This is a genomic window from Xenorhabdus budapestensis, from assembly GCF_017743015.1.
Taxonomy (GTDB): domain Bacteria; phylum Pseudomonadota; class Gammaproteobacteria; order Enterobacterales; family Enterobacteriaceae; genus Xenorhabdus; species Xenorhabdus budapestensis.
On the sequence record NZ_CP072455.1, the window covers coordinates 2,138,857 to 2,164,856 of the forward strand.

Below are 26,000 nucleotides of genomic sequence, written 5' to 3' on the forward strand. Positions count from 1 at the left end.
TTCATATATCCGTATTCAGCAGCGCTTTTTGCGCTGCAACTCACAAAAGTGGACTGAAAAAATAACAAAGACGTTCAAGGATGCGGTGCCGGACAGGGCGCTTTAGCCATTCTTCACTATCAAGCAGTGTAGATCGGGTAATATAATCCTGTTGAACAAGCATTAAGTCACTGCCAAACAGCCCATCATCAATAATAACTGTGATTTCAAAGTTCAACCACAAGCTGCGCATATCCAAATTGACAGAGCCAACCATGCTGAGTTGCCCATCCACTAAAACGCTTTTTGTGTGTAATAGCCCATCCTCGAATTGATAAATTTTCACGCCTGCTTCCAGCAATTCTGTAAAAAATGCCCGGCTTGCCCAACGCACAAGGAATGAATTGTTCTGGCTTGGCATAATAATGCTGACATCAACCCCACGCATGGCCGCAGTACAGATTGCGTGCATTAAATCGTCACTGGGCACAAAGTAGGGCGTAGTAAGAATGAGTTGCTCTCTGGCAGCAAAAATAGTAGTCATTAGGGATTGCTGTATCAACTCATCGGGAAAACCGGGGCCGGAGGCAATGACCTGAGCGGTATGCCCGGATGCCTGTTCAAAAGGCATGATATTATTGTCAGGTGGCGGGGGCAGGTGGCGTTGACCCGTTTCCATTTCCCAGTCGAAAGCATAGACAATTCCCAATATTGCTGTGACAGGACCTTCCATCCTTACCATGATATCGATCCATTGACCAACTCCTGCATCCTGTTTGAAAAAACGGGGATCTACCATATTCATACTACCGGTATATGAAATATAGTTATCGATAAGAATAATTTTTCTATGCTGCCGCAAATCCATACGACGTAAAAACAGACGAAAGATATTAACTTTTAGTGACTCTACAAATTCAATGCCGCTCTTACGCATAATGTCAGAGTAGGGGCTGCGGCAAAATTGCCAGCTTCCGGCCGAATCTACCATTATACGGCATTTGACACCGCGCTTAGCTGCACGCATTAAAGCGTCAGTAACCTGATCAACCAACCCGCCAGCCTGCCATATATAAAACACCATTTCGATACTATGATCAGCATTTTCTATATCATTGATGATAGATTTCAGAGACTCTTCATAAGAAGTCATGAGTTGCATTTGATTGCCTCTGACTCCTTTTATTTTCTGGCGGCGTTCACATAACCGGAACAGTGGCGCAGCCACTTCACTATTTGCATTGGCAAAGATATGTTTCGATTTCCTTAGCTCAGAGAGCCAATTAGCTACGGACGAGCGCATCTGTTTTGCTTGTTCAACTCTGCGTTTACCCAGATGCAGTTCGCCAAATGACAGATAAGCAACAACTCCGACTAAAGGAAGGATGTAAATGATAAGTACCCAAGTCATCGCTGATGTCACTGGCCGACGTTTCATCAGGACTCGAATGGTGATACCGGCAATAATCAGCCAGTATAAGAAAAACGCCAGCCAGCTTAGTACAGAATAAATGGTTGTCATAGGTGGCAATCAATCCTGTTTAGGTATTTTAATACTGTTGTTAGTGTAAGTTTCTGGAAATTTAGAAAAACTATCAAGGGGATACAGTCAAATTAGCAAAAAATAATCAAAATACTGCCAATATCCAATCAAATACAGTCTTATATATTATATGATTGGGTTCGGCTCAATCAGATGTTATTTGTTTTGTTAAATTATGATGAAACATATTCAATATGAATATTGAGACAAATCTGTGATTAGTTGACATCCTTGATATTGACATTTAAGAATACTGCTATTCACTTGTATTGAGAGAAAGTTTAAACAACCAGGGTATTTTATGAAAAAAAGCAGGAATGAAGTAGGAAGATGGCGTCTCCTTCGTCAAAATATCCGCCGTCGTCGTCGTTGGTTAGAAGGTCAATCACGCCGAAATTCACGTATCTATACATTACGTAAGATAAATAATTACAAACATCGCAGGTCGATTCTGTTCATACAAAACGCAGAGCTGTAGCTGTTTTAAATATGATATGTGTATGTGGCATGGTGCAGATGTTTTTGGATCTTTATTGAATATGATAGTCATTTGCATTTAAACTAATGGCTATCTTAAAATTAACTATCATGCTGCTAATCAAGAATTTTCTTATGCGTTGGATACATTGGCCAGTACTACTCTCTGTTTGTTTACATATTTTCATTGCCGCGGCGCTTTTTGGCTCCATTAAATCTGGAGAACCGCCGGAAGCTCCTCCGATGTCTGTAGCCATGATCCAGTTGGCGGCGGAAGAGTCTCCTGTCTCTGAACCTGCTATGCCTGAATCCGTTTCTGAACCAGAGCCTGAACCGGAACCTATTGCAAAAATAGCGCTAGTTAAACCTAAGCCTGAAAAGAAACCGGAAAAGAAGAAAATTGCTAAAAAAGAGTCTAAGCCAAAAGAGATAAAGACGGAAAAAACGTCAGAAGAACCTGTGAAACCGATTACGGATCAAGAACTGCTGTTAGCAAAAAACTTGAATGACCAGAAACCAACTGACTCTGCCATCAGAGACACTTCTAGAGCACAAAGTGGGCCGAAGGCATTGAGCAGGATGGATCCTATTTATCCATCCAGAGCGCAACAGTTGGGTACAGAAGGCACTGTGCGGGTAAAATATGATATTGATGAAAATGGTCGGGTTAAGAATATCGAAATTATTTCTGCGGATCCTAAAAATGTTTTCGAACGTGAGGTGAAAAAAGCCATGAGAAAATGGCGGTATGAAAAGAAACCGGCAACGGGATATGTGACTACTATTGAATTTAGGTTGTCAGGCATTTCACTATCATAACTTATTAGCAATAAAAATTAGTAATAAAAAAGGAGCTCATTCAATGTGCTCCTTTAGTTTGTGAGTTACTTTTCTAATGAATCGTTACTCTGAATCACTGCTTTCCAGTTTGAAGTTTCTTTTCCCTTCCGGTAAAGGACGGGAAGTATTATTTTCATTAACGGCCACGTATGTGAAAACAGCTTCTGTTGCCCGGTAACGTTGCCCAACTGGTTCAGAGGCCACTTTCTTCACCCAAACTTCAATATGAATGGTGATGGATGAATTTCCCGTTTTCAGACAACGGGCATAACAGCAAACGACGTCACCTACCGCAACTGGTTTTAGAAAACTGATTCCATTTACGCTAACAGTAACTACGCGTCCCAGAGCAATTTCTTTTGCCAGAATTGCGCCGCCAATATCCATTTGAGACATCAGCCAGCCACCGAAGATATCCCCATTGGCGTTAGTGTCAGCAGGCATGGCCAGTGTACGGAGAACCAACTCTCCGTTTGGTAAGCATTGTTGTTGTGTCATTAGAAAACTTGCTTTATTTGGTGATTACAACAATACCTGCCAGTAATTCGGCAGGTATCCATATGAAAGTTATTATTATTCTTGTTTGCGAGGCAGATGGCGGTAGATATATATCACACTCAACACGGTAAAGACCAGTGTTAATGCTGTTAACCCGAACACTTTAAAGTTAACCCAAATATTTTGAGGTAGCCAGAAAGCAACATAAATATTTGCCAACGCGCAGGCGATAAAGAAGATTGCCCAAGCCATGTTCAGCTTGTTCCAGATAGTATCAGGTAATTTTAATTCTTTACCCAACATCCGTTGGATCAGTGGCTTTTTCATAACCCACTGGCTAATAAGCAGAACTAAAGCAAAAATAGCATAAACGGCAGTTACCTTCCATTTAATGAACAAATCGCTGTGAAAAGCCAATGTTAATGTGCCAAAGATGGCAACCATGACAAATGTAATTAAGGAGGATTTTTCAACTTTGCGATACATCAAATAGGCGATGACAATGGCCAGGCCTGTCGCTGCTATTAACGCTCCTGAAGCATAGAAAATGTCATACATCTTGTAGACGACGAAAAAAACGACTAATGGCAAAAAGTCTAAAAGTTGTTTCATAAATTGGACTCACTTTAATACCGATGGTGGCATGTTCCTGAATTTATGCCAGAGTGTATCAGATCTCAATGAAATGGTTTAAAGAAAAAGGTTGGGAGCGGAATGATGAGGATTGTGAGTTTTGATTTAACACAGCATTATAATGTGCCTCATTTCACGAAAGGACTGTAATGCTATGTTGTGGAAAAAAATATTGTGGAAAAGCGTGTTGAAGTGGAAAAGGTTATATCGCTGGATGCCGGGATTGGAGAGTCTTTGTCACTATCGTAAAGAGTATTTCAGTCATGATGTGCGAGCCGGTTTGTCTGTTGCTGCTGTCGCTTTGCCTGTTGCGATTGCGTATGCTGAATTAATGGGAATAAGCGCTATCATTGGCCTGTATGCTTGTATTTTACCCATGATTGCTTATGCGTTGTTTGGAACATCTCGCCAGTTGATAGTCGGGCCGGATGCTGCAACATGTGCTGTTATCGCGGCTGCGGTTACTCCGCTGGCGTTAGGGAATGAAGATGTTCGTTGGCAGCTCGCCATCGTGATGACATTGATGACGGGATTTTGGTGCATACTGGCAAGTCACTTTCGGCTGGGAGCATTTGCTGATTTTATCTCCCGGCCCATCTTAAAAGGTTTTATTAATGGGGTGGCGATTACTATTATGGCGGATCAGATCGCCAAAGTATTTGGGCTTTCCGGTTTACCACCAGAATTGATTGAACGATTGGTTGCATTAGCGCATAAGTTGCTGGCATCTCATTGGCCGACTGTCGGGATGTCCGCAATGACGTTATTAGTTTTGCTGAGTGTACGTTTTCTGCGACCAGGTTGGCCTGCACCGTTGCTGGCGATGATCATTTCTACTTATGTGAGTTGGCAATTTGAATTGAATCAATATGGTATTCAAATTGTTGGTCATATGAAGGACGGTTTGCCGATTGTCCCAATGCCTGAATTCGAGTTCAGCAGCATACGTGATTTGGTTGTTCCTTCCATCAACCTTGCGGTGATCAGTTTTGTCAGTTTCATGATGACAGCACGCAGTTTTGCCAGTAAAAATGGTTATCAGGTGGATGCTGATTTAGAATTACGGGCGTTGGGCATCGCCAATATTGCGTCATCGTTATCACAAGGATTTGCAGTCAGTGCCGCCAGCAGCCGTACCGCAGTCAATGATGCTCTTGGTGGGAAAACGCAGATGGTATCGGTTATTTCTGCAATAGCCATATTATTAGTATTGTTTTTTATGACTGAATTTCTGTCATATATCCCATTATCATCATTAGGCATTGTCCTGATCTTTTCTACATGGTCATTACTCGGGTTAAAGAATATCTGGGCATATCGGAAACGTAATCGTCAGGCTTTTATATTATCCATTTTCACATTGATTGCAGTTTTATTAGTCGGTGTGATTGATGGTATTGGTTTTGCGGTATTATTGGGTTTATTGCAATTTTTACGTATTATTTTTCGTCCTTCTGATCAGTTGTTGGGTGTAAATGAGCAAGGTATGATCCGTTCAATCAATCAAGGCAATGATATTGAACCAGTGAATGGAGTCATGATGTATCGTTTTAATTCACCTTTAACTTATTTTAATGTCGGGTATTTCAAGAAACGGATTTTACAGCATGTAAATAGCACCTTAAAACGTCCTGAATGGTTGGTTGTGGATGCAACAGTCAGTTTTACCTATGATGATGTGAGTGTGTTTGCTGCGTTGGATGAACTCATTTCGGAACTGAAACGAAAAAGGATAACGTTAATCCTTGCTGGCCGCAGAACTGAATTGAAGAACTGGATCAAACAAAACAAACTCAAGCGCAGTGATGAGGATTTAATTATTGTTCCTGATCTCTATTTTGCTATTCGTTTGATTCAGAGTAAGAAACAAGTTGAAGAGAAGAGCCTCGCTGAGTAGGGCGAGGCAATTGATTTCTTATGTGTAACTAACTTGTAATTTACTGATTTTGTGGTTTAGTCAGCATATACAAACGGAATAGATAAATCAGCAATATAGAAGACAGCAGATTATTCAGTGATGATAGTGCGATATCAGGCAGTTTGGACAAACCCAGTACTAAAATCAGTTTTATTGCAAGCCATAGTAGTACAGCAGGAACTAACAGGCGAAAATTATTGAACGCTAATCTCCAGCTTTCTTGCATGGAAGCAAAGACCCCTTTACCTTTATCAAGCAGAAAAATAGGGGCAAATGCAAATGTAATTGAAAATAGAACTCCTGGGATGTACATCAACGCATGACCTATCTGAACCAATAGAGTACAGATAAACATCAGCAATAACATCTTAGGTAATTGAATAAGCGATAGTTTACTGACCTGTAATGCATTGGTTTGATGCCCATTTGAAATAGCACTGATAAGTATCAATACACTGACAGTGAGTAAAGTATCGCCAAATATGTTGGAAAATAGGATCCCGAATGCTGTACGCAGGAACATTAACTGCTCTTCCGGGGTCAATTGCTCTACGAAGTTTTTAATGCCCGCATTGCCTGATTCTTTGAAAGCATCTTGTATCTCAACCAGTAACTTGAGTTGCTCACCATCAGGCATGAGAACATGTTCCAGCAGTGTTGTCACCAACGCGGCCAAAACAGAGAGTATGACAATATTCAACAGTTGATGCTTAAAGAAGTTGAGACTGTCACGATACAGGGTATTTGCCGTGATGGGCATGAAAATGGCTCCTATCAGATGAAACAATGATGATACCTAATTGTACCTTGTTCGACAGATTATTGGATACCTAAAAGATAAAGTTAGTCACTATTGCAGAATATTTGTTACCAGAAACGCTTTTTGGTTAATTTTTGTTCTCATGATAATTGCGTAAATTCTGTGTTAACTGAACAGGATCTAATTGATATATATTAGTTGTCAATATAATACTAATGTTCTTAATTATAAGTTGTAATCAAAAATTGATATAAAAATTTAATATTTACTTCACCATAAATATATATTCAAGTAATTTTGATTTGGATCAATTAAAAATATTCCATAGATGAAATAATAAATTTGTAAATAACAAAACCACATAAATGGGATTGATAATGAAAAAGATTTCTGCGCTTGTCTTGGCTGCTGCAACTCTGGCTCCATCATTGACTTTTGCCCATGAAGCCGGTGATTTCCTATTCCGTGCAGGTACAGCAACGGTAAGACCAAATGCTGGCTCTGATAACGTTTTAGGTTTAGGTTCATTTGATGTAAATAATAACACACAGTTAGGTTTAACTTTTGGTTATATGGTCACTGATAACATTGGTGTTGAGTTATTGGCTGCTACGCCATTTCAGCATAATGTTAACCTGCCGAAAGCTGGTGAGATCGCAAGGGTTAAACATTTACCACCAACATTAATGGCACAATACTATTTTGGTGATAAAGAAAATAATTTACGTCCTTATATTGGTGTAGGGGTAAACTACACAACATTCTTTGATGAAAAATTTAATAATAACGCAACTGTTAAAGCGGCGAATTTAAATAGTCTGGATCTGAAAGATTCCTGGGGGGTTGCAGGTCAGGTAGGTTTAGATTATCAACTGGATAAAAACTGGATGTTGAATACTTCACTCTGGTGGATGAATATTGAAACTGATGTGAAATTTAAAGCAGGCGATAAAGATTATAAATATAAAACCCGTCTTGATCCTTGGGTATTTATGTTTGGTGTCGGTTATAAATTCTGATTATTTGATGATGCGAGTGTAATTAACCTGTGTGTTTGATAACCCAATAGATTTCAAGTTACAGCTTTGTTAGCTGCAACTTAAAAGATAAAGGGTCTAAGAGAGAATCAATGGGGCATAGCATATGCTTGCCCCATTTTTAGGTATTTTCCCAACTTATTCACCGGAGTTTTATGGAGTTAATAACGGTTTTAACTCCCTTAATCCCTCTTGCAATTTGAATTGCTTGTTTGACTTCTTCAGGAGAACGTGCAAATCCACTTAATTGCACACGCCCTTTATAGGTTTCTACACTAATGTTATTGGATTTCAAATTCTTAGCTTCAAATAGTGCGGTTTTTATTTTGGTAGTGATCACCGTATCATCAATGTAGTTTCCAGTGCTTTCTGTTGTTGCCGTTGGAGCACATGCAGATACCGTAACGGCTATAACTGCCGCAATAAGAAATGCAGAAATGGCCTTCAATTTTTTCATAGTAAGTCTCCGTTGATGTCAAAAAATAATGTTGTTAAATATAAATATTATTCTTCTATTACTTTGATTTTTCATTTCATTTGGTTACATGGTTTTATTACAGAGTAATAATGTGATGACGATAATTAAGAAGTATTGTTGAAGACAGAATAAATTACAAATAACGGAGGTTCTTTTTCAGACAGCAATTTTCCTCCATAAACTGAGCTATGGAGGAAAGAGAGTGATTATTTCTGGGTTGCTGATTTCATGGAACGGACAAATATCGTGAGTTTTTCCAACATAATTTGAGGTTGATGTAAATTATTCTCAATGATATTTACCACAGCAGAGCCTGAAATAGCACCGGCAACCCCACTATTGATGACAGATATGACTTGCTCTGGTTCAGAAATTCCGAACCCTTGTAGAGCAGGTACTGCATGATATTCTTTTAGTTTATTAACCAAATGTGTCAGTGGTTGTTCCATCCGATTTTGAGTTCCTGTGATACCGGCTCTTGACAGCAGATAAATGTAACCGCGCCCTAATGAGGCAATTTCACGTAGCAAATTATCATCTGCATTGGGTGGACAGATGAAGATCGGTGCAATGCCATGTTTTATGGCCGCTGAATAAAAAGGGCGTGATTCAGATAATGGCACATCAGCAACCAGAACCGAATCAACACCCGCTTTTTTACAGTGATTGTAAAATTCATCTATCCCATGATGAAATACCAGATTTGCGTACATCAGCAGTCCGATTGGAATATCAGGATGTTTTGTCCGAATTTGTGCCAATAACTCAAGACATAATGTCGGTGTGACTTTGGCAGATAACGCACGCAGATTAGCATTTTGAATCGTCGGGCCATCTGCAAAAGGGTCGGAAAATGGAATGCCGATTTCTAAGGCATCGGCTCCACCGGAAATGAGAGCGTCGATAATATCTAAAGATAATTCAGGATTAGGATCGCCAAGAGTGACAAAGGGAACGAAAGCGCCTTGATTTTGTTTTTCTAACTTTTTAAATAACAATTCGTAACGTTCCATCAGATTTCCCCTCTTGATTTCAAAATATTATGAACGGTAAAGATATCTTTATCGCCACGACCGGATAAATTGACGATTAATAATTGTTCTTTATTCGGTTCTTGATGGATCATTTTCAACGCGTAGGCAAGCGCATGTGAAGATTCTAAGGCTGGAATAATACCTTCATTGATTGATAGTGCCTTAAACGCATCCAGTGCTTCATCATCAGTGATGGAAACATAATCGGCCCGTCCAATGCTGTTAAGATAGGCATGTTGAGGGCCAACGGAAGGAAAATCCAATCCGGCAGAGATGGAATATGACTCTTCTATTTGCCCATCTTCTGTTTGCATGATCGGCGATTTCATGCCAAAGTAAATTCCTAACTTACCGTGTCTTAATGGCGCACCATGCTCCCCGGTTTCGATACCATGCCCGGCAGGTTCAACACCAATCAGGCGAACGTGGGTTTCTGGAATGAATTCTGCGAATAATCCAATAGCATTTGAGCCACCGCCAATACAGGCAATGACAGCATCAGGCAGGCGTCCTTCTTTTTCCAAAATCTGGGCTTTGGCTTCTTCACCAATCATGCGTTGAAATTCACGTACCATTGTGGGGTAAGGGTGTGGGCCAGCAACAGTTCCGAGCAAATAATGTGCTTTATCATAGCTGCCAGACCAGTCACGCATGGCTTCGTTACAGGCATCTTTTAGTGTTGCGGAGCCGCTGTGAACAGGAATGACTTCAGCTCCCATAAGGCGCATACGGAATACATTGGGAGATTGACGTTCAATGTCTTTTGCTCCCATGTAGATGCGGCATTTCAAACCTAAAAGCGCACATGCCAGGGCAGTTGCCACACCATGCTGACCGGCGCCCGTTTCAGCAATAATTTCTTCTTTTCCCATCCGTTTTGCCAGTAATGCTTGCCCTAATACCTGATTGGTTTTATGTGCCCCTCCGTGGAGTAAATCTTCTCGTTTCAGATATAAATGGGTTTTCGTGCCTTTGGTTAAATTCTGGCATAGTGTTAAAGCAGTAGGACGGCCTGCATAGTTTTTCAATAAATCATGAAATGCTTGTTGAAATTCAGGATCATTCTTTGCCTCAATAAATGCTTCTTCTAATCGATCAAGGGCAGGGATTAGGATCTGGGGAACAAATTGCCCGCCAAAATCACCAAAATACGGATTTAACTTAGTCATTATTTTTATTTCCCACTTTCTGTTTAAAATTTAACTGTCCGAATATTAGTTTTTTGAATATTGGTTTTCTGAAAATATGACTAATAACAGCGTAGTTGTTGGAATACTTGTTTTATTTTCTGGCTGCTTTTGATCCCCGGCCTGATTTCAACACCGGAATTAAAATCCAGTCCGTAACAACCCAGAGCTGCGGCTTGTCGACAGTTCTCTGCATTTAAACCACCTGCTAATACACTGTTATGCTGAAAACTTTTGTCGATTAATTGCCAATCAAAGACTTTTCCTGTACCTCCAGAGCCATTATCCAATAATAGGTGATCAATATTGGAATTGGATATATCGAAAAGCGTTTCTGCCTGTGACATATCAATCGCTTTCCAGATCTCACAATTTTCCGGTAGTACAGAATGGAGTGCATTGATGTAGGTTTGATCCTCATGACCATGCAATTGAACGGCTGTTAGTGAAAGATTGCGGGCAGTATGATTGATGAATTCAATTGACTGATCCTGAAATACACCGACATATAACAAAGGGACTTCATTAATTATTTGTTGTGCTTGTTGCAGGCTTACTTTACGCGGTGATTTTTCAGCAAAAATCAAACCACCATAAACGGCACCAGCCTGTAATGCTGCTTTAGCATCTTGTGAACGGGTTAAACCGCAAACTTTATTGTCACCCAGAATCAGTCGTCGTAGAGCGAGATCCAAATCGGATTGAGCCATCAAAGCACTACCAATCAGGAATCCATGGGCAAATTGGCTTAATTCTCGTACTTGTTGGTGGAGGTAAATGCCGGATTCACTAATAACAATGGTATCTTCTGGCAAATCGGTGGCCAGCTTGCGGGTACGATCTAAATCTATAGACAAATCACGCAGATCCCGATTATTAATACCAATCACTTTTGCACCCAGCGCTATTGCCCGGCGGCGTTCCTCTTCGTTGCTGATTTCTGTTAATACCCCCATATCAAGGCTATGTGCCAGTTCGGATAGTTGACGGTAGGTATCATCATCAAGAACAGAAAGCATCAACAAGATAGCATCGGCCTGATAATAGCGGGCAAGGTAAACCTGATAAGGGTCAATAATGAAATCTTTACACAGAATGGGTTGATGTACAGCCGCACTGACTACGCGAAGAAAATCATAACTACCCTGGAAATACTTTTCGTCAGTCAGTACAGAAATCGCTGCTGCGTAGGGTTGGTAATTTTTGGCAATGCGCGCTGGATCGAAATCTGTGCGTATCAAGCCTTTTGAAGGAGAAGCCTTTTTGCATTCCAGAATAAAAACCGTCTGCTTATGAGTCAGTGCCTGATAAAACTGACGGTGGCTTGGTACAACGGAATCAATAAAACTTTCCAGTGGCTGTTTTTCCTTGCGAGTGATGAGATATAGTGCCTTATCTGCAACAATCTTCTGTAATACATTACTTTTCATGATTAAGTCCTTGCCGCTAATGCGATCACTTTTTCATAGGCTTGGCCGCTATAAATTGTATCTAATGCCAGTTGGGTATTTTGCCGTAAATCTTCGTTCCCATGTATTTTCATTAAGAGTGCGACATTAGCTGCCACTGTATCGGCATGAGCTTTTGCCCCCCGTCCTTGCAGTAATAAACTCAACATATGGCAATTTTCTTGCGGTGTTCCGCCATTCAGCGATGATATCGGATGATTGGGCAGCCCAAAATCTTTCGCTGTTAACTGATATTGAGTAATTTCACCGTAATTAAGTTCAGCAATTTGAGTAGGAGCGTGCAAAGCAACCTCATCCATGCCCCCGCTATGTACCACCGCAGCACGTTGATATCCCAATACTTGTAATGTACGCACGATAGGATCTACCAATTCTGGGCTGTAAACACCAATCAAGGTGAGAGGCGGTCGGGCAGGGTTGATTAGTGGACCAAGTACATTGAATAAAGTACGGGTTTTCAATTGCTGGCGAACTGTTACTGCATGATGAAATCCACTGTGGTATTGCGGCGCAAATAGAAAACAAATATTAATTTCATCCAAGGCACGGCGGGATTTTTCAGCGCTGGCATCCAGTGCTATACCAAATTCAGTCAGTAAGTCAGATGAACCTGAACGACTGGAAATGCTGCGGTTGCCATGTTTTGCGACTTTAAGGCCGCAGGCAGCGGCAACAAAAGCACTGGCAGTTGAAATATTGATACTGTTTGTACCGTCTCCGCCTGTGCCGACGATATCACAGAAGGAATAGTCAGGGCGTGGAAACGGAGAAGCATGGGTTAATAGTGCCTGTGCCGCGCCTGCAATTTCCTGTGGCTGTTCGCCCCGCAGTTTCATGCTGATTAATACAGCAGCTAATTGAGGCTCACTTAATTCACCACAAATAATAGCAGTGAAGAGTTTTTCGCTTTCTTTTTGGGTCAGGGGTTGGGCGCTGAACAGTTTTTTGAAAATTAATTGCATTTTCTTCATCCTCTTCTTTTTATCTGTTGAGTCTCTTTGGATGCAGCGCCCATACCAGAGTTTGTTCAAGCAACCTGGCTCCTTGCGCTGTCAGGATTGATTCAGGGTGGAACTGGAATCCACAAACTCTGTCATCATCGTGACGTACAGCCATGACTGTCTCACCACAAGAAGCCGAAACAGTCAGTGTTGCCGGAATGTTAACGCCTGCAAGAGAATGATAACGGGCAACGGGGAGAGGGTTAGGCAGATTGGAAAACATGGCTTGTCCATCATGTGTCGCCAATGTTGATCTACCGTGCAGAATTTCTTTGGCTGCCGAAATATCGCCGCCATATGTTTCGATAATCGCCTGATGCCCAAGACATATACCAATCACTGGGATTTGCCCAATGACCTGCCTGAGTAATTGTGGCATGCACCCGGCCTCTGACGGTTTTCCTGGGCCAGGGGATAACATCAGCAAGGGGGAGCCTATCTTTCCAAGTTGCGCTATTATTGTCTCTGTGGAAACCGTATTACGGTAGATAACCACTTGATGACCACTGGCACGGAGTTGATCCACGAGATTGTAGGTAAAGGAATCTACATTATCGAGCAGAAGAATATTTGCCATTAGAATGCAACCTCCGTATTGTGAGCCTGAGTTATAGCACGAATGACAGCTCTGGATTTATTGAGAGTTTCGGTGACTTCTGCTTCGGGAACGGAATCCAAAACCACGCCTCCACCTACCTGAACAGTGGCTTTACCGTCTTCTACATAGGCAGAGCGAATAACAATGCACGTATCAAAATCTCCTTTGCCGGTGAAGTAACCGACAGCGCCGCCATAACTGCCTCGACGTTCACCTTCATATTGAGTAATAAGTTGCATCGCCCGGACTTTTGGTGCTCCTGTCAGTGTTCCCATATTCATACAAGCCTGATAAGCATGAAAGACATCCAGGTCATGACGAATTGTGCCGACAACACGTGAAACAAGGTGCATAACAAACGAATAGCGATCGACTTTGGTTAAATCAGCGACATAGCGACTCCCCGGCTCGCAGATACGGGCTAAATCATTGCGGGCCAAATCAACCAGCATGACATGCTCAGACAGCTCCTTGGCATCGGTACGCATTTCTAACTCAATTCGGCTATCAAGATCGGCATCTAACTCACCATTAGCATTGCGTCCACGGGGACGAGTTCCTGCTATTGGATAAATTTCAACCTGTCGGCTATTAGCATCATATTTAAGGGCACTTTCAGGTGATGCACCAAACAGGCAAAAATCCTGATCCTGCATAAAGAACATATAAGGACTAGGATTTTGATTTTTTAAGGTACGGTAAGCATTTAATGGGGAAGGGCAGGGTAATGTGAAACGCCGGGATGGAACTACCTGAAATATCTCACCCTGACGAATAAATTGCTGTAATCGCTGAACGATATCTGCGTACTGTTCATCACTCCGGTTACAGGAAATCTCCATACCAGGTAATGTTATGGGCACCAATGGCTGACGAGGTTGAGCAATGATGTCAGTCAGTGCGGATAAGCGTTCTTCAAGGCGTTGTTTTTCTGTATCTGATTCACCGAACAGTGAAGTTTGTAACAAGGTGTGCCGGCTTTGATGGTCGATCACCATTAAGGTTTCTGCCAGATAAAAACAAAAATCAGGGCAGCGTTGAGAAGTTTTGACTTTGGGGAGTGGTTCAAACCCGACTACTAAATCATAGGCAAATAATCCACCTGCGAAAATGGCATCAGGTGTTCCTGAAAGAGAAGATAACGTGGTTAGAACGCGTAATGCGTCAAAAACAGAATCCGCTTTTAATCGGCTGTCTTCGTCTAAGTTTTTTTCAATGATAGGAAATTGTGCCTGAAAGGAGTGCGTATCAATACTGATTTGGGCTTTCTCTGACAGTAAATCAGCGAGAACAGGCAGCAAATTTCGGCCATTTTCAGTAAGCGCTGTAAAATTGACCTGTCGCTCATTGGCGGTAATACGTATCGCGCTATCAATGATCAACATACTTTTAAGATTTTTTTTACTGTTTATTTCAGCAGATTCTAGCAATAACGTTGCTGGTCGGTTGTTGCAAAGTTGATTGAAAAGTAGTGTAGGATCAGCCTGATAGACTGCTTCTATTTGATTTATTGAAATATTGAAGTCCTTACCTATCATACCCACCCCTTTTGTTATCTTTATCTACAGAAAATTGGTATAAAAAAACCCGCTTTTTCAGAGCGGGTTCTTGGCACTTTGGTTCTCTGCTTATGTGCGTAATTCAACCGCCCTGAATGGGGAAATTGAGCCACCAACGCATCTCCTGAGTAGTTTTCATAAGTATGATCATCTTAAGTGCCTTGTTAAGTAGAGTTTTAGTTAAATGTATCCAAATCAATCTTGCGTACTAGTAAACTGATTCGAGATTCACTTGTCAATGGTTTTTTGTGTTTGTAGAAAATGCAAAATTAATGGAGATTAGTCAAAAAATATAAAAACAAAATTATATCCGTCATTCCGCAGCTAAATCTGTAATATACTGATTTTAAAACGATTGCATAAAATTCACACTAATGTTAATTCTTAATTAAAACAATAAATTACGAATACGGTGCGGAATGTCGGTTATATTCTTATTTTTAGATAGTTAATGATATTTTATTTCAATTTAATGCAACTATATTCATTACCATTGTTTCTTTTTTTATGGAAATAATTTAGTCATAAATTTGATTTAATAGATCGGTATGATTTAAAAGAGTCATTTTAATTTTCATAATAATACATTTTTTTAATTGAGGGTTATAATTATGATTGTAATAAAAACAAGTCTATGTATCTTTTTGTTTTTTATTATATCTATTGTTTTTAACAACTCTTTTGCAATTGATTTGAAAAGTGATAATGTCATTTTTAATGAAGTAGGTTATAAATTTGATAAAAATAAAAACAGAAGTGTTTTATATGCTGATTATAATTTAATTTTTGAGAATAAAAGCAAATATGATGATTTACAAATCAAAGTTACAGATTATCAATGTATGTATAAAATTGGGGATGAAAGTATTAGTTTAAAATCAGGAGATAAATATTATGAAAGTCTCAGAGATAATAATGGGTTTTTTAATGGATGTTCAGGAATAGATAAATTTATAACATGGGAAGCCATTTCTTATAAGAACGGAGAGAAATATAAATCATGTTATTTTAGAATGAAAACTTATTTACCTTATTTTGTGTGGCAAACTGTAGTTGAAACAGGTGATATTACCTTTACCGACTTATTACACCCTATTGGCGGGAGTTGCAATCTTGGAATAACTGCAACATGTGATGGTTCAATCTGCTTAAATACAAGCGTTAATAGTAATACAAGTTATAACCCCAGTAATATTGTCATCACTATCAAAGATGATAATACTTGGGAGCCTCCCAGAATTATTTCGCCCTCATCTAATTCAACAGTTGAAAATAACTATATTACAATTTCAGGAAAAGGGCGTAACCAGGATGGAAATCTTCCTGGTCTTAAAACAAGTTTCAATGCCTATTATTATGAAGTTCAATCTACAGGAGATGACGATAATTGGGAAGGGCAACTCTGGATACAGTGTGGTATTACCGGTACAGTTAGCATCTTTGGGATAAATAATACTGATGTAACTTTTAATGGCCCGCCATGTGGAGCAACTATTACCTCAATGCAGGATGGGCAAACCATCTCTGCCGGGAAATACAATTTATCGGGCCGGGTGAATAGCGATACGGCTGATGATGCAAGGCGTATGCAGGTTCAAATCACGGGTTATAACAGTGATGGGACGATTTATACGCCAACAAAGAGTTATACTCCTAATGTTGATACTGGTACAGGTGAATGGCGTCTGGACGGTTTAGAGGCATTTTGCTCTATTCAATATAAAGCATCTGTATCCGGTTATTCATCAGAATCACAGGCCACTCATCAATCTTTCTTACCAGAAATATCAGGAAAAGAAGAAGTGAAGTATTCTGTGCAAAATTGCCCTCCAGAGATAACTAGTCCTAAGCCTAATTCAACCGTAGAAAATAACTATATTACAATTTCAGGAAAAGGGCGTAACCAGGATGGAAATCTTCCTGGTCTTAAGACAAGTTTCAATGCCTATTATTATGAAGTTCAATCTACAGGAGATGGCGATAATTGGGAAGGGCAACTCTGGATGCAGTGTGGTATTACCGGTACAGTTAGCATCTTTGGGATAAATAATACTGATGTAACTTTTAATGGCCCGCCATGTGGAGCAACTATTACCTCAATGCAGGATGGGCAAACCATCTCTGCCGGGAAATACAATTTATCGGGCCGGGTGAATAGCGATACGGCTGATGATGCAAGGCGTATGCAGGTTCAAATCACGGGTTATAACAGTGATGGGACGATTTATACGCCAACAAAGAGTTATACTCCTAATATTGATACCGGCACAGGTGAATGGCGTCTGGACGGTTTAGAGGCATTTTGCTTTATTCAATATAAAGCATCTGTATCCGGTTATTCATCAGAATCACAGGCCACTCATCAATCTTTCTTACCAGAAAAATCAGGAAAAGAAGAAGTGAAGTATTCTGTGCAAAATTGCCCTGTAAAGATAACCAATCCTAAAAAAGATGAGATGGTTTCTTCAACGACTCAAGATACACAGAATATCCTGATTGAAGGTCAAGCATCTAATGGAAGCACCGTCGATGTATCATATAAATATAATGATTTTGAATCTCCATCATATTCTGTAAGTTCTGATAGTAATAATTGGAGCTATGAAGTTCAGGGAGTGCCTGTAGGTTTTATAACGATAAGTGCAGTTGGTAGAAATACCTCAGATGAACCTATTCAAAATAACAAAGATGAAGTGATAATATTTAGCTCTAAAGTTTTTTCTGTAAAAACTAGAAACGATAGTGTTTTCACTGAATTTTATGGAACATCTATGCCAACTATTGATGTTAATGAAGGATCTTTGATGTCTGATGTCGAAATATCTCTTGATGGATTTGAGTATTCAGAAAATGCTGAATCAGATGAAAACGGCAATTGGACATATGAGTATAAACATTATGCCAAGAGGGGAGAGTATATTTTTAAGTTCAAAGAAAATAGCGATAGCCATCTTTATAAAGGTAGAGATTATAAAAAATTTAAATGCATAGGTAGCGATTTAGGAATGAATTGCATTAATGAAAATTAGTTGTCGAATTATATTTAAGGAGATTGAAATGATGATTATTAGAGTAATATTTATATTGCTACTTTTATTCCATTGTAGTAATTCATTTTCTGATAGTGCACTTAAATCGCTACCTTTAAAGGCTATTGCAGGGGGAGAAGAAAGTTGTAAGGATATTAACAGCGATAAATGCAAGTCTTGGGTCGTTAGTATTTATTATGTTGATCAAAAAAACGAAGAAAAGATGTTATGTACCGGCTCATTGATTGCACCAAACTATGTTCTAACCGCTGCACATTGTGAAGAAGTAAAAGCTAAAAATTATTATGTGATTAGTTCATATGATAAAAGTAAAAAAGTCACTGCATCTACCTATAATTTTATAAAGATGGAAATTCCGGGGGCATTTGGACCGGATCCGCATGATTTAGCGATTTTAAAGCTGGATAAACCGTTAGAGTTGGATGGAAAATATGGCCGCATTCGTCGTTTCTTCAATTATGATGAAGCTTATGAAAAATTAGATAGCAGTTATTATCAATCCTCTATTTATGGGTATGGTTATAGAGGAATTGATGAAACAACAGGCGAGCCGAAAAGGAATAGCGACAATGCTCAGTATTATGCTGATGTTAAAATTGTTTTTCCAGCTTTTGATTATTTTGGCAACCAAGGGCTGATTATAGCAGCAAGTAAAAAGGAAGATTTAAAACCAGGTGTTATACAACATGGGGATTCCGGTGGTCCGATTATTTGGAACGATACAATTATTGGAGTGTCTTCCTTTGGATTTGAGGTAGCTAGTGTAAAACAAAAAACTGATAATAAGCGTGATTATCCTTTTTTTGTCGTTTCGGATGTTACTGGGAAGTATAATAAGCTCGGTTTTATCGATAAATTTTTTCCTGGCAAATGGTTTTCTCAGACAATGAAGCAGATCTGGATTGATACCCCAGATTGGAATGCTCATTTAAGAAAGAGAGATGAAGATATTCTTGTTAAGGGATGGGGAAGACCAAAAAGTGTAATAGAATTAATTTATTCTATTAATGATGGACAAAAAAAATCATTTAAATGTAAAGATGTTGTTGATAATAATGGAGAATGGAAGTGTAACATCCCGAATAATGATTTTTTCACTGAAATTAATAAAGAAGAAGAACATAATGTAATTATTACAGCTAAGGAATCATCTGATAATTTATCAGAAAGTGTATCGTGGAGAGAAGATAGCGTACAAGCAAAAATATCTTCCATTTCAAAAGAGTTTGGTATTGTTTATCCAGCAGATAAATCAACGGTATTTACGAAGGATTTTACGATACGTGGATATGCTGATCCTGGGTCAACAGTTGAACTTACATTGCAATCTACTGTAGGCGGTGATTTCTATACACAAGACGAACTATGCAAGGGAATAACTGATAGTCAGTTAATAGAAACAACAGATTATGGATTTTGGTCATGTACTGTAAATTACTCAGTTATTGAAGAATCTGAAGAGCTTAGTAGTGAAACAGAATGGAAAATAACGGCGATTCAAAAAACTGATAAATTAAATATTTATGATCAAGTTAATATACTGTTTAAACCTAAAGAAATTAAAAGACCAAATATTAAACTAATTAAAGATAACTTATACAGCAAGTACAGTAAAATGTTACCTTTTGATCTGGGACTAGATAATGCCGCAAGTTTTTTTTGTTTTTTTAATCAGTCATATTTAGACTGTAATGATGTTAATGACAAGATGAGTAGAGTTTATATTCCTAATAAGAAAGTAGATGGATTAAATGCCGGGTTACGGCAATTCAGTATTTTCGCAATACAGAAAATTGAGCACGTTGACCCGCTTGATCCAGTCTTATGGAATAGAGCCAGTGAACTAGGAGGGTATTTAAGCCCAACATTTAAGGATAAAAATGATATTAATAATCCGAGAGAGATAGATTCCAAAGATCAACAAAATCAATCATTTTCTGGCTATGGCGGTGATAGGCAAAAATATATTTGGCCAAATGGTGATATAATTTTACCATCAGAATATTCCATAAACATTAAAGAAGAGGATAAAAATATTTTTTCTCCGATAAAATTAGGTGAACATCGGTTATTTTCTTCTATTCCAATATATTCTGGGCAAAACAATCTTCCTGTTTGGGATATTTCTCTTCCATATTATTCATTAAAAGATGGACTTTACTATGTTGAAGTAGCGGATAAATATCATCCATTGGGATTGGAGAAATTTAAAAAATATTGGGCAGGTTCACCTCCTGAAAGAAGTTATTTCCGAATAACAACTCCTGAAATTAAAATTACAACTCCCTCTACAGGTGAGACAAGCACAGTGGGTACTTCAAGTTTTTTATCAGGTAGTTCTAATGTTCCCGGAGATGAAGTTGATGTCAAAAGGCGCAGAATAGATCTTTTTTCACCAAAGTTGGAGGGAGGCAATCAAGGACTTGTTAAAGAGACCTCTATCTGTACAGGTGCTGTGGTTAGTGACAATGGTAACTGGCAGTGCGACAGACCAATCATTTTTTCTAAGGGTACTTATGAACTCACTGCTGAATTAATTAAAGAAGGGAAAGTGGTTGCCACAGATGTTACACGTCTTACTGTTAAAGATAAAAATGATGACGATGACAACCCTGAAGAAAAACTTGAAATCGATAATCCCAAGGATAATTCAACTGTTGATCCGGATAACCCAATCCGTCTTTCTGGTAAGTATGGTGGTTCTGGAGGTAGTGTAGGCGGCGGATTTGGCGGTTTCTTAAGTAGTTTGACCGGAGCAGTTTTTGGCGGTGTTGAATCTTTGGTTGGTTCTGCCCTCAGCAGTGGTCTTGGCTTCTTTTGGGAGTTTACGATCATGCCTGAGGCTATTTCAGGCGGAGATACTTATACCTTAGGGATGCAGGAAACTAAAAATGGGGTACACGTCGGAGATCCTGTCATTTTGCATTTTACTATCCCTATACGTATCACATCTCCTGCCAAGGGAGCGCAATATCGTCTGTACGACGGGATTACCATTGAAGGCCAGGGAAGTCCTGGTCAGCTTGTTCTTGTCGCCGCGACGAAAGAGTTTCTGCCACAAGGAAAGATGACATTACCGATGTCTAATGAGGGAATAATTTGTTTCGTCACGGTTGATTCAACCGGAAAATGGGCTTGTTCTCATCAACCTGCATTGACGGCGATTAATGAAGGGGTATTTTCTCTGTATGCCGCTCAGTATAAAAAAACAAGTTCGACGGAGTTTGGCGGGACTTATGAAAGAACTTCGCAAGTGACGCGCAAATACGAAGTCACCAAAACAAAAATACAGATTACTCACCCTTCTCATGGAGCAAAGATAACGACGCTGCCTTTTACTATTGCAGGTACGGGTGAAAAAGGGGCTAAGGTATATATCAAGGGGTTTGGAGGCACTAAAGATTGTAATACCGCCGTTGACGCATCAGGTAAATGGTCTTGTGGACCTTATCAGCCGGAAGGGGGGAAATATTCTGTTGCAGCAGAGCAGTTTATTGATAACACATTGAACTCAAGTTCATCTGTTTCTTTTGAAGTACAAACCAAAACCATTAAGCCAGTGGTTATCACACAACCACACAACGGCGGCGTGTATCAGCATCTCGAAAACATTCTGCCTAAAGGCACCGGAGAGCCGGGAACGGTAGTGTGTCTGGACAAGAAAGCGTTGTCACAGATCTGTCAGAATGGAGTCACAGTGGATGATAAAGGGCATTGGGAATGGATTGATGGTTTGGATACTTCCGTCAGAGGAGAACAAAAACTGGCAGCTACAGCCTTTTTGGACAAGATAAGGCAATCCACCGCGAAAGTTACATTTGAGATAGTTCCTGCTCCCGGAGAAATCAAGCTAACAGTGAAATCCCCTAAGGAAGCTGAAATCATAAAAACACCTTCATATATCTTTAGTGGTACGATGCCGGGTAATGCAAAAACCGTTACGGTAAAAGCAGTTGGCGGTCATGATGATTGCTCTGCGAAACTCAATAAGGAAGATTACACCTGGACATGTGGGCCTTATAGTTCTGTGCCGGGGGATTACGATGTGACAATTGTGGATGATGCAGGCTCTCAGATTATTAGAGGTTTTAAAGTGCGTTATGGGGCTAATTTACAAATGCGTGTGCTTAGGCCTGCGGAAGGGGAACAAATTGCGACTCCGACGTATGCTATCAATGGTAAGGGGCAGGCGGGGGCCCGTATCACAGTTTCTCTTGCCGGTAAGCAAATCTGCGAAGTTGATGTGGATGAAAATCAGAATTGGGTTTGTCCTGACGAAATCGAATCCAAACCGGGAGATTATAGGATTTTGGCACAGCAATGGGTAGATAATGAGCCTTCAGGAAAGCCAGTAACACGTAATTTTGAAGTGATTTACATATCGGATATTACTATTAATCCTACAGCTAAACCGATCTGTACAGCTTCAAGTGCAAGTAAAATTGCAAAATCATCAGAGGAATTTACTCCCATGATGAAAAGTAATGGGACTATTTCTATTCCTATTACAGGAACAGCAACAAAAGGTGCTTATATTTCTTTGAAAGCTACATCTGAAAATGGAGATTCTCGGAACTGTGGCCCTGTACAGGTTTCAAAAACGGATGGTAAATGGAGTTGTAGTCTACATAATGTACAGCCGGGAACATATCAGATAGAAGCCACACAATCTATTACGGTTAATGACCAGCTTCATAAAAAAATGAAAGAAGGTAATGTTGATGCGTCTGTTTTGAGTATTTCAGTACCGTCAGAAGGGGCTGTTAAAGTTTCATATCATCCTCCAATAGATGTGAAAGTAACGGGAAATGCGCTGCCAAAAATAAAAGTTTCATATAACGTTCAGAATGATGGGGATTTTTTTTGTCATAGAACTCTTTTACCTAAAGAGCCCTTTCCACCTAGAGATACTAAAAAAGGAAGTATAGTGGCTGATGATCAGGGATACTGGCATTTTGATGCAAAACTCAGTCAATTTGGAAAGCAAAATATAACGGTTTCTGCACAATTTTGTGGGCAATTCATTCAGGTTGAAAGAAAGTTTTGTTATCGTCCATATATGAGATGAATATTTCATCTTTTGATTTGGATTTATAAGAAATAAAAACAACCAATAATCATGCATTTTCAACCCTATCTTCTATATTATCATTGTCACTTGGCACTTGAATCATAGATAGATAGGGTTTCAATTTTTTTTCCAGTCAATAATGAAATCTATTCAGGAATTAACCCCTTTAATTCCACCTACTGTGTTATTATTCTCGCTTCGTGCTTGATATCACGTGATAGATAGTTTTCTTGTTTCCCCACCCAACAAAACAGGTAAAAAACAATGGCTGAAGCTGCCAGTGAAATGACAAGACGCTATGATCTGCATAGCCATACGACTGCTTCAGATGGCGTTTTATCACCTGAACAGCTCGTGGACAGAGCGATTTCCATGGGCATTGATGTATTAGCAGTCACTGATCATGATACGACGGAAGGTATTTCACCTGCCTTAAACTATATCCAGCAAAATAACTTGCCACTAATGTTAATATCCGGCGTTGAAATTTCGACGTTATGGCAGAATTTGGAAATTCATATCGTTGGCTTAAATATTGATATCAACTCTGTTTCCTTAAGAAAATTTCTGGCTAATCAGGTTGATTTAAGGAAACAGCGTGGCATTGAAATCGGGCGTCGGTTAGCTAAAGCAGGTATTCCCGATGCGTGGGAAGGGGCATCTCGATTAGCTAATGGCGGGCAGGTTACTCGCGGACATTTTGCCCGTTATTTGATTGAAGCGGGAGTTGAGCCGACGATCCAGAAAGTTTTCAAAAAATATCTGGCAAAGGGAAAAATCGGTTATGTTCCGCCCCAATGGTGTACAATCGAGCAGGTTGTTGAAACCATTCACCAAGCGGGAGGGCAGGCTGTCATTGCTCATCCCGGCAGATATGGTTTGTCGATGAAATGGCTAAAACGCTTAATAGCCTGGTTTCAACAACATGGCGGTGATGCAATGGAAGTTGCGCAATGTCAACAAGCACCTAATGAAAGGCAACAACTTGGTCAACTGGCAAGAGAATATGAGCTGAAAGTATCATTAGGATCGGATTTTCACCAACCTTGTTCATGGATAGAACTCGGTCGTAATTTGTGGTTACCCGGTGATGTTGTACCGATATGGCACGACTGGTCACGGCTTGGGGCTGCATAGAACTTAAAGCTGCATAATAGAAGTAGAGGTTATCATTATGAGCCAGTTTTTTTATATCCACCCTGATAATCCACAAACCCGTCTTATTGAGCAAAGTGTAGAGATGCTGAAAAAGGGTGGGGTTGTTATTTATCCTACTGATTCAGGTTATGCCATTGGTTGTTGCCTTGAGAATAAGGATGCCATGACCCGTATATGTCGTATCCGTCAATTAGGTGGACGGCACAATTTTACTCTGATGTGTCGTGATCTGTCAGAGATCTCAACTTATGCCCATGTGGACAATCAGGCGTTCCGGTTAATCAAGAATAATACTCCCGGCAATTACACCTTTATTTTACAGGCAACAAAAGAAGTACCTCGTCGTTTAATGAACGAGAAACGTAAAACTATTGGGTTGCGAGTTCCCTCTAATCCTATTGCGCTGGCGTTATTGGAAGCAATGCGTGAACCTTTGATGTCATGTAGCCTGATTTTACCGGGCAATGACTTTGCCGAGTCTGATCCGGAAGAGATTAAAGATACTTTGAGTAAACAAGTTGATTTAATCATTCACGGTGGCTATCTTGGGCAGCAACCGACAACGGTAGTGGATTTAACTGGAGATTCACCAGTGGTTCTTCGCGAAGGCGAAGGTGATGTGACGCCTTTTTTATAAGATGAAGTCCCCACTTTTTTATTTTTTTATCATACGACGCCTGTGAAGGCGACAGCAGAGGTTGCTCAATGAGCGATAAAACAGAAAAGTTACAAAAAATTCTTGCGCGTTCTGGTCATGGCTCACGCCGTGAAATTGAAGGATATATTCAACAGGGGCGCATTAGTGTTGATGGTAAGATCGCAACGTTGGGTGATCGAATCGAAGTTAAACCCGCCACAAAAATCCGCTTTGACGGACGACTCTTAAATATCAAAGAGCCACAAAAAACAGTTTGTCGTGTTTTGGCTTATTATAAGCCAGAAGGTGAATTGTGCACCCGACACGATCCTGAAGGGCGTTCGACGGTGTTTGACCGCCTGCCGAAAATGCAGGGTGCTCGCTGGATTGCTGTAGGACGTCTGGATATCAATACCTGTGGTCTGTTGTTGTTTACCACAGATGGTGAACTGGCAAACCGTCTGATGCATCCGAGCCGTGAAGTTGAACGTGAATATGCTGTTCGTGTTTTTGGCGAAGTGGACAATGCCAAATTGCGTCAGTTGACACAAGGCGTACAACTGGAAGATGGTTCTGCTTCATTTAAAACTATCTCTTTTAAAGGCGGAGAAGGTATTAACCAATGGTACAACGTCACATTGACAGAAGGACGCAACCGCGAAGTCAGACGCTTGTGGGAAGCGGTTGGGGTACAGGTCAGCCGTTTGATCCGTGTCCGTTACGGTGATATTGACCTGCCGAAAGGTTTACCTCGTGGCGGCTGGACTGAATTAGGGCTGGAGCAGACTAACTATTTGCGTGAGTTGGTTGGCCTGAATGAAGAGACCGTATCTAAAGTTGCGGTTGAACGCGAACAACGTCGTATCAAAGCCAATCAGATCCGTCGTGCAGTAAGGCGACATGCTCAGGTGACTTCCCGCCCAGCCGGAAAACGCCCGGCAAGCAGCTCTCGCCAAAATACAGGAAGAAAAACGACGCTTAAAGGCCGTTAATCTTCTCAGGCCGCTATTTCAGTTGAATAAAGCAGTTGAGTTACTGATCTTTGAAATAGCGGCTTTCATTAGTTTATTAGT

General features: G+C 40.1%; 20 protein-coding genes and 1 other annotated feature. Of the genes, 9 read left to right on the top strand and 11 right to left on the bottom strand.

The genetic code is table 11. The features are described from left to right. Positions 1 to 40: 40 nt before the first annotated feature. The gene (gene cls, locus HGO23_RS09620; protein ID WP_099135231.1) at positions 41 to 1,501 is read right to left on the bottom strand and encodes a cardiolipin synthase; all 1,461 of its coding nucleotides are present in this window, start codon (positions 1,499 to 1,501) and stop codon (positions 41 to 43) included. 322 nt (positions 1,502 to 1,823) lie between these two features. Between cls and HGO23_RS09625 the strand changes: the two genes are divergently transcribed. Together HGO23_RS09625 and tonB are read left to right on the top strand one after the other, a co-directional pair. Continuing rightward, the gene (locus HGO23_RS09625; RefSeq protein WP_099135232.1) at positions 1,824 to 2,000 is read left to right on the top strand and encodes a YciY family protein; all 177 of its coding nucleotides are present in this window, start codon (positions 1,824 to 1,826) and stop codon (positions 1,998 to 2,000) included. Between the two features lie 110 nt (positions 2,001 to 2,110). After that, complete coding sequence (gene tonB, locus HGO23_RS09630; protein ID WP_099135328.1) at positions 2,111 to 2,818, top strand: TonB system transport protein TonB; 708 nt, start codon at positions 2,111 to 2,113, stop codon at positions 2,816 to 2,818. A gap of 84 nt (positions 2,819 to 2,902) precedes the next feature. On the opposite strand, the gene yciA is transcribed toward tonB, so the two are convergent. Further along, on the bottom strand, positions 2,903 to 3,337 hold the full coding sequence (gene yciA, locus HGO23_RS09635; RefSeq protein ID WP_038270132.1) for an acyl-CoA thioester hydrolase YciA: 435 nt from the start codon (positions 3,335 to 3,337) through the stop codon (positions 2,903 to 2,905). A gap of 75 nt (positions 3,338 to 3,412) precedes the next feature. Then, the gene (locus HGO23_RS09640; protein ID WP_209028645.1) at positions 3,413 to 3,949 is read right to left on the bottom strand and encodes a septation protein A; all 537 of its coding nucleotides are present in this window, start codon (positions 3,947 to 3,949) and stop codon (positions 3,413 to 3,415) included. A 175-nt stretch (positions 3,950 to 4,124) separates the two neighbouring features. Here HGO23_RS09640 and HGO23_RS09645 point away from each other — a divergent pair, with 175 nt between their 5' ends. Next, positions 4,125 to 5,867 (top strand): SulP family inorganic anion transporter, encoded by a 1,743-nt coding sequence (locus HGO23_RS09645; RefSeq protein ID WP_425330510.1) that lies wholly within the window; start codon positions 4,125 to 4,127, stop codon positions 5,865 to 5,867. 40 nt (positions 5,868 to 5,907) lie between these two features. Here HGO23_RS09645 and HGO23_RS09650 read toward each other — a convergent pair whose 3' ends face one another. Beyond that, positions 5,908 to 6,648, bottom strand: coding sequence for a YciC family protein (locus tag HGO23_RS09650; protein ID WP_099135234.1), 741 nt, complete (start codon positions 6,646 to 6,648; stop codon positions 5,908 to 5,910). A 377-nt stretch (positions 6,649 to 7,025) separates the two neighbouring features. On the opposite strand from HGO23_RS09650, the gene ompW reads away from it, so the two are divergent. Then, positions 7,026 to 7,667, top strand: coding sequence for an outer membrane protein OmpW (gene ompW / locus HGO23_RS09655; RefSeq protein ID WP_099135235.1), 642 nt, complete (start codon positions 7,026 to 7,028; stop codon positions 7,665 to 7,667). Positions 7,668 to 7,827: 160 nt separating this feature from the next. Here ompW and HGO23_RS09660 read toward each other — a convergent pair whose 3' ends face one another. The 7 genes from HGO23_RS09660 to HGO23_RS09690 all read right to left on the bottom strand — a co-directional run bounded on the left by HGO23_RS09660 (position 7,828) and on the right by HGO23_RS09690 (position 14,990). Further along, positions 7,828 to 8,142, bottom strand: coding sequence for a BON domain-containing protein (locus HGO23_RS09660; RefSeq protein WP_099135236.1), 315 nt, complete (start codon positions 8,140 to 8,142; stop codon positions 7,828 to 7,830). A 227-nt stretch (positions 8,143 to 8,369) separates the two neighbouring features. After that, positions 8,370 to 9,176, bottom strand: a complete 807-nt coding sequence (gene trpA, locus HGO23_RS09665; RefSeq protein ID WP_209028646.1) for a tryptophan synthase subunit alpha — start codon at positions 9,174 to 9,176, stop codon at positions 8,370 to 8,372. Next, the gene (trpB, locus tag HGO23_RS09670) at positions 9,176 to 10,366 is read right to left on the bottom strand and encodes a tryptophan synthase subunit beta (protein ID WP_209028647.1); all 1,191 of its coding nucleotides are present in this window, start codon (positions 10,364 to 10,366) and stop codon (positions 9,176 to 9,178) included. The genes trpA and trpB overlap by 1 nt, the downstream gene beginning before the upstream one ends. Before the next feature lie 80 nt (positions 10,367 to 10,446). After that, positions 10,447 to 11,814, bottom strand: coding sequence for a bifunctional indole-3-glycerol-phosphate synthase TrpC/phosphoribosylanthranilate isomerase TrpF (trpCF, locus tag HGO23_RS09675; RefSeq protein ID WP_209028648.1), 1,368 nt, complete (start codon positions 11,812 to 11,814; stop codon positions 10,447 to 10,449). A gap of 2 nt (positions 11,815 to 11,816) precedes the next feature. Continuing rightward, the gene (gene trpD, locus HGO23_RS09680; RefSeq protein ID WP_099135240.1) at positions 11,817 to 12,815 is read right to left on the bottom strand and encodes an anthranilate phosphoribosyltransferase; all 999 of its coding nucleotides are present in this window, start codon (positions 12,813 to 12,815) and stop codon (positions 11,817 to 11,819) included. A 19-nt stretch (positions 12,816 to 12,834) separates the two neighbouring features. Beyond that, on the bottom strand, positions 12,835 to 13,431 hold the full coding sequence (locus HGO23_RS09685) for a glutamine amidotransferase-related protein (RefSeq protein WP_209028649.1): 597 nt from the start codon (positions 13,429 to 13,431) through the stop codon (positions 12,835 to 12,837). Next, entirely contained in the window at positions 13,431 to 14,990 is a 1,560-nt protein-coding gene (locus tag HGO23_RS09690) for an anthranilate synthase component 1 (protein ID WP_209028650.1), read from the bottom strand. The genes HGO23_RS09685 and HGO23_RS09690 overlap by 1 nt, the downstream gene beginning before the upstream one ends. Before the next feature lie 39 nt (positions 14,991 to 15,029). Then, positions 15,030 to 15,132: a sequence feature (Trp leader region), on the bottom strand. Positions 15,133 to 15,622: 490 nt separating this feature from the next. Here HGO23_RS09690 and HGO23_RS09695 point away from each other — a divergent pair. The 5 genes from HGO23_RS09695 to rluB all read left to right on the top strand — a co-directional run bounded on the left by HGO23_RS09695 (position 15,623) and on the right by rluB (position 25,919). Continuing rightward, a complete protein-coding gene (locus HGO23_RS09695; RefSeq protein WP_209028651.1) occupies positions 15,623 to 18,040 on the top strand; it encodes a hypothetical protein in 2,418 nt (805 codons plus the stop codon). Between the two features lie 28 nt (positions 18,041 to 18,068). Beyond that, on the top strand, positions 18,069 to 23,129 hold the full coding sequence (locus tag HGO23_RS09700; protein WP_209028652.1) for a trypsin-like serine protease: 5,061 nt from the start codon (positions 18,069 to 18,071) through the stop codon (positions 23,127 to 23,129). Positions 23,130 to 23,396: 267 nt separating this feature from the next. Beyond that, the gene (gene rnm, locus HGO23_RS09705; protein ID WP_209028653.1) at positions 23,397 to 24,269 is read left to right on the top strand and encodes an RNase RNM; all 873 of its coding nucleotides are present in this window, start codon (positions 23,397 to 23,399) and stop codon (positions 24,267 to 24,269) included. Positions 24,270 to 24,306: 37 nt separating this feature from the next. Continuing rightward, entirely contained in the window at positions 24,307 to 24,927 is a 621-nt protein-coding gene (locus tag HGO23_RS09710) for an L-threonylcarbamoyladenylate synthase (protein WP_099135246.1), read from the top strand. Between the two features lie 68 nt (positions 24,928 to 24,995). Continuing rightward, the gene (gene rluB, locus HGO23_RS09715) at positions 24,996 to 25,919 is read left to right on the top strand and encodes a 23S rRNA pseudouridine(2605) synthase RluB (RefSeq protein ID WP_209028654.1); all 924 of its coding nucleotides are present in this window, start codon (positions 24,996 to 24,998) and stop codon (positions 25,917 to 25,919) included. Positions 25,920 to 26,000: the final 81 nt, after the last annotated feature.

Bases quoted from the DNA above. Each gene is read 5' to 3' on its own strand.
- yciA (WP_038270132.1), bottom strand. From the start codon at position 3,337: ATGACACAACAACAATGCTTACCAAACGGAGAGTTGGTTCTCCGTACA.
- HGO23_RS09690 (WP_209028650.1), bottom strand. From the start codon at position 14,990: ATGATAGGTAAGGACTTCAATATTTCAATAAATCAAATAGAAGCAGTC.
- HGO23_RS09695 (WP_209028651.1), top strand. From the start codon at position 15,623: ATGATTGTAATAAAAACAAGTCTATGTATCTTTTTGTTTTTTATTATA.
- HGO23_RS09710 (WP_099135246.1), top strand. From the start codon at position 24,307: ATGAGCCAGTTTTTTTATATCCACCCTGATAATCCACAAACCCGTCTT.
- rnm (WP_209028653.1), top strand. From the start codon at position 23,397: ATGGCTGAAGCTGCCAGTGAAATGACAAGACGCTATGATCTGCATAGC.
- cls (WP_099135231.1), bottom strand. From the start codon at position 1,501: ATGACAACCATTTATTCTGTACTAAGCTGGCTGGCGTTTTTCTTATAC.
- tonB (WP_099135328.1), top strand. From the start codon at position 2,111: ATGCTGCTAATCAAGAATTTTCTTATGCGTTGGATACATTGGCCAGTA.
- HGO23_RS09645 (WP_425330510.1), top strand. From the start codon at position 4,125: ATGTTGTGGAAAAAAATATTGTGGAAAAGCGTGTTGAAGTGGAAAAGG.
- HGO23_RS09640 (WP_209028645.1), bottom strand. From the start codon at position 3,949: ATGAAACAACTTTTAGACTTTTTGCCATTAGTCGTTTTTTTCGTCGTC.
- HGO23_RS09625 (WP_099135232.1), top strand. From the start codon at position 1,824: ATGAAAAAAAGCAGGAATGAAGTAGGAAGATGGCGTCTCCTTCGTCAA.
- trpA (WP_209028646.1), bottom strand. From the start codon at position 9,176: ATGGAACGTTACGAATTGTTATTTAAAAAGTTAGAAAAACAAAATCAA.
- HGO23_RS09650 (WP_099135234.1), bottom strand. From the start codon at position 6,648: ATGCCCATCACGGCAAATACCCTGTATCGTGACAGTCTCAACTTCTTT.
- HGO23_RS09685 (WP_209028649.1), bottom strand. From the start codon at position 13,431: ATGGCAAATATTCTTCTGCTCGATAATGTAGATTCCTTTACCTACAAT.
- ompW (WP_099135235.1), top strand. From the start codon at position 7,026: ATGAAAAAGATTTCTGCGCTTGTCTTGGCTGCTGCAACTCTGGCTCCA.
- HGO23_RS09660 (WP_099135236.1), bottom strand. From the start codon at position 8,142: ATGAAAAAATTGAAGGCCATTTCTGCATTTCTTATTGCGGCAGTTATA.
- HGO23_RS09700 (WP_209028652.1), top strand. From the start codon at position 18,069: ATGATGATTATTAGAGTAATATTTATATTGCTACTTTTATTCCATTGT.
- rluB (WP_209028654.1), top strand. From the start codon at position 24,996: ATGAGCGATAAAACAGAAAAGTTACAAAAAATTCTTGCGCGTTCTGGT.
- trpD (WP_099135240.1), bottom strand. From the start codon at position 12,815: ATGCAATTAATTTTCAAAAAACTGTTCAGCGCCCAACCCCTGACCCAA.
- trpCF (WP_209028648.1), bottom strand. From the start codon at position 11,814: ATGAAAAGTAATGTATTACAGAAGATTGTTGCAGATAAGGCACTATAT.
- trpB (WP_209028647.1), bottom strand. From the start codon at position 10,366: ATGACTAAGTTAAATCCGTATTTTGGTGATTTTGGCGGGCAATTTGTT.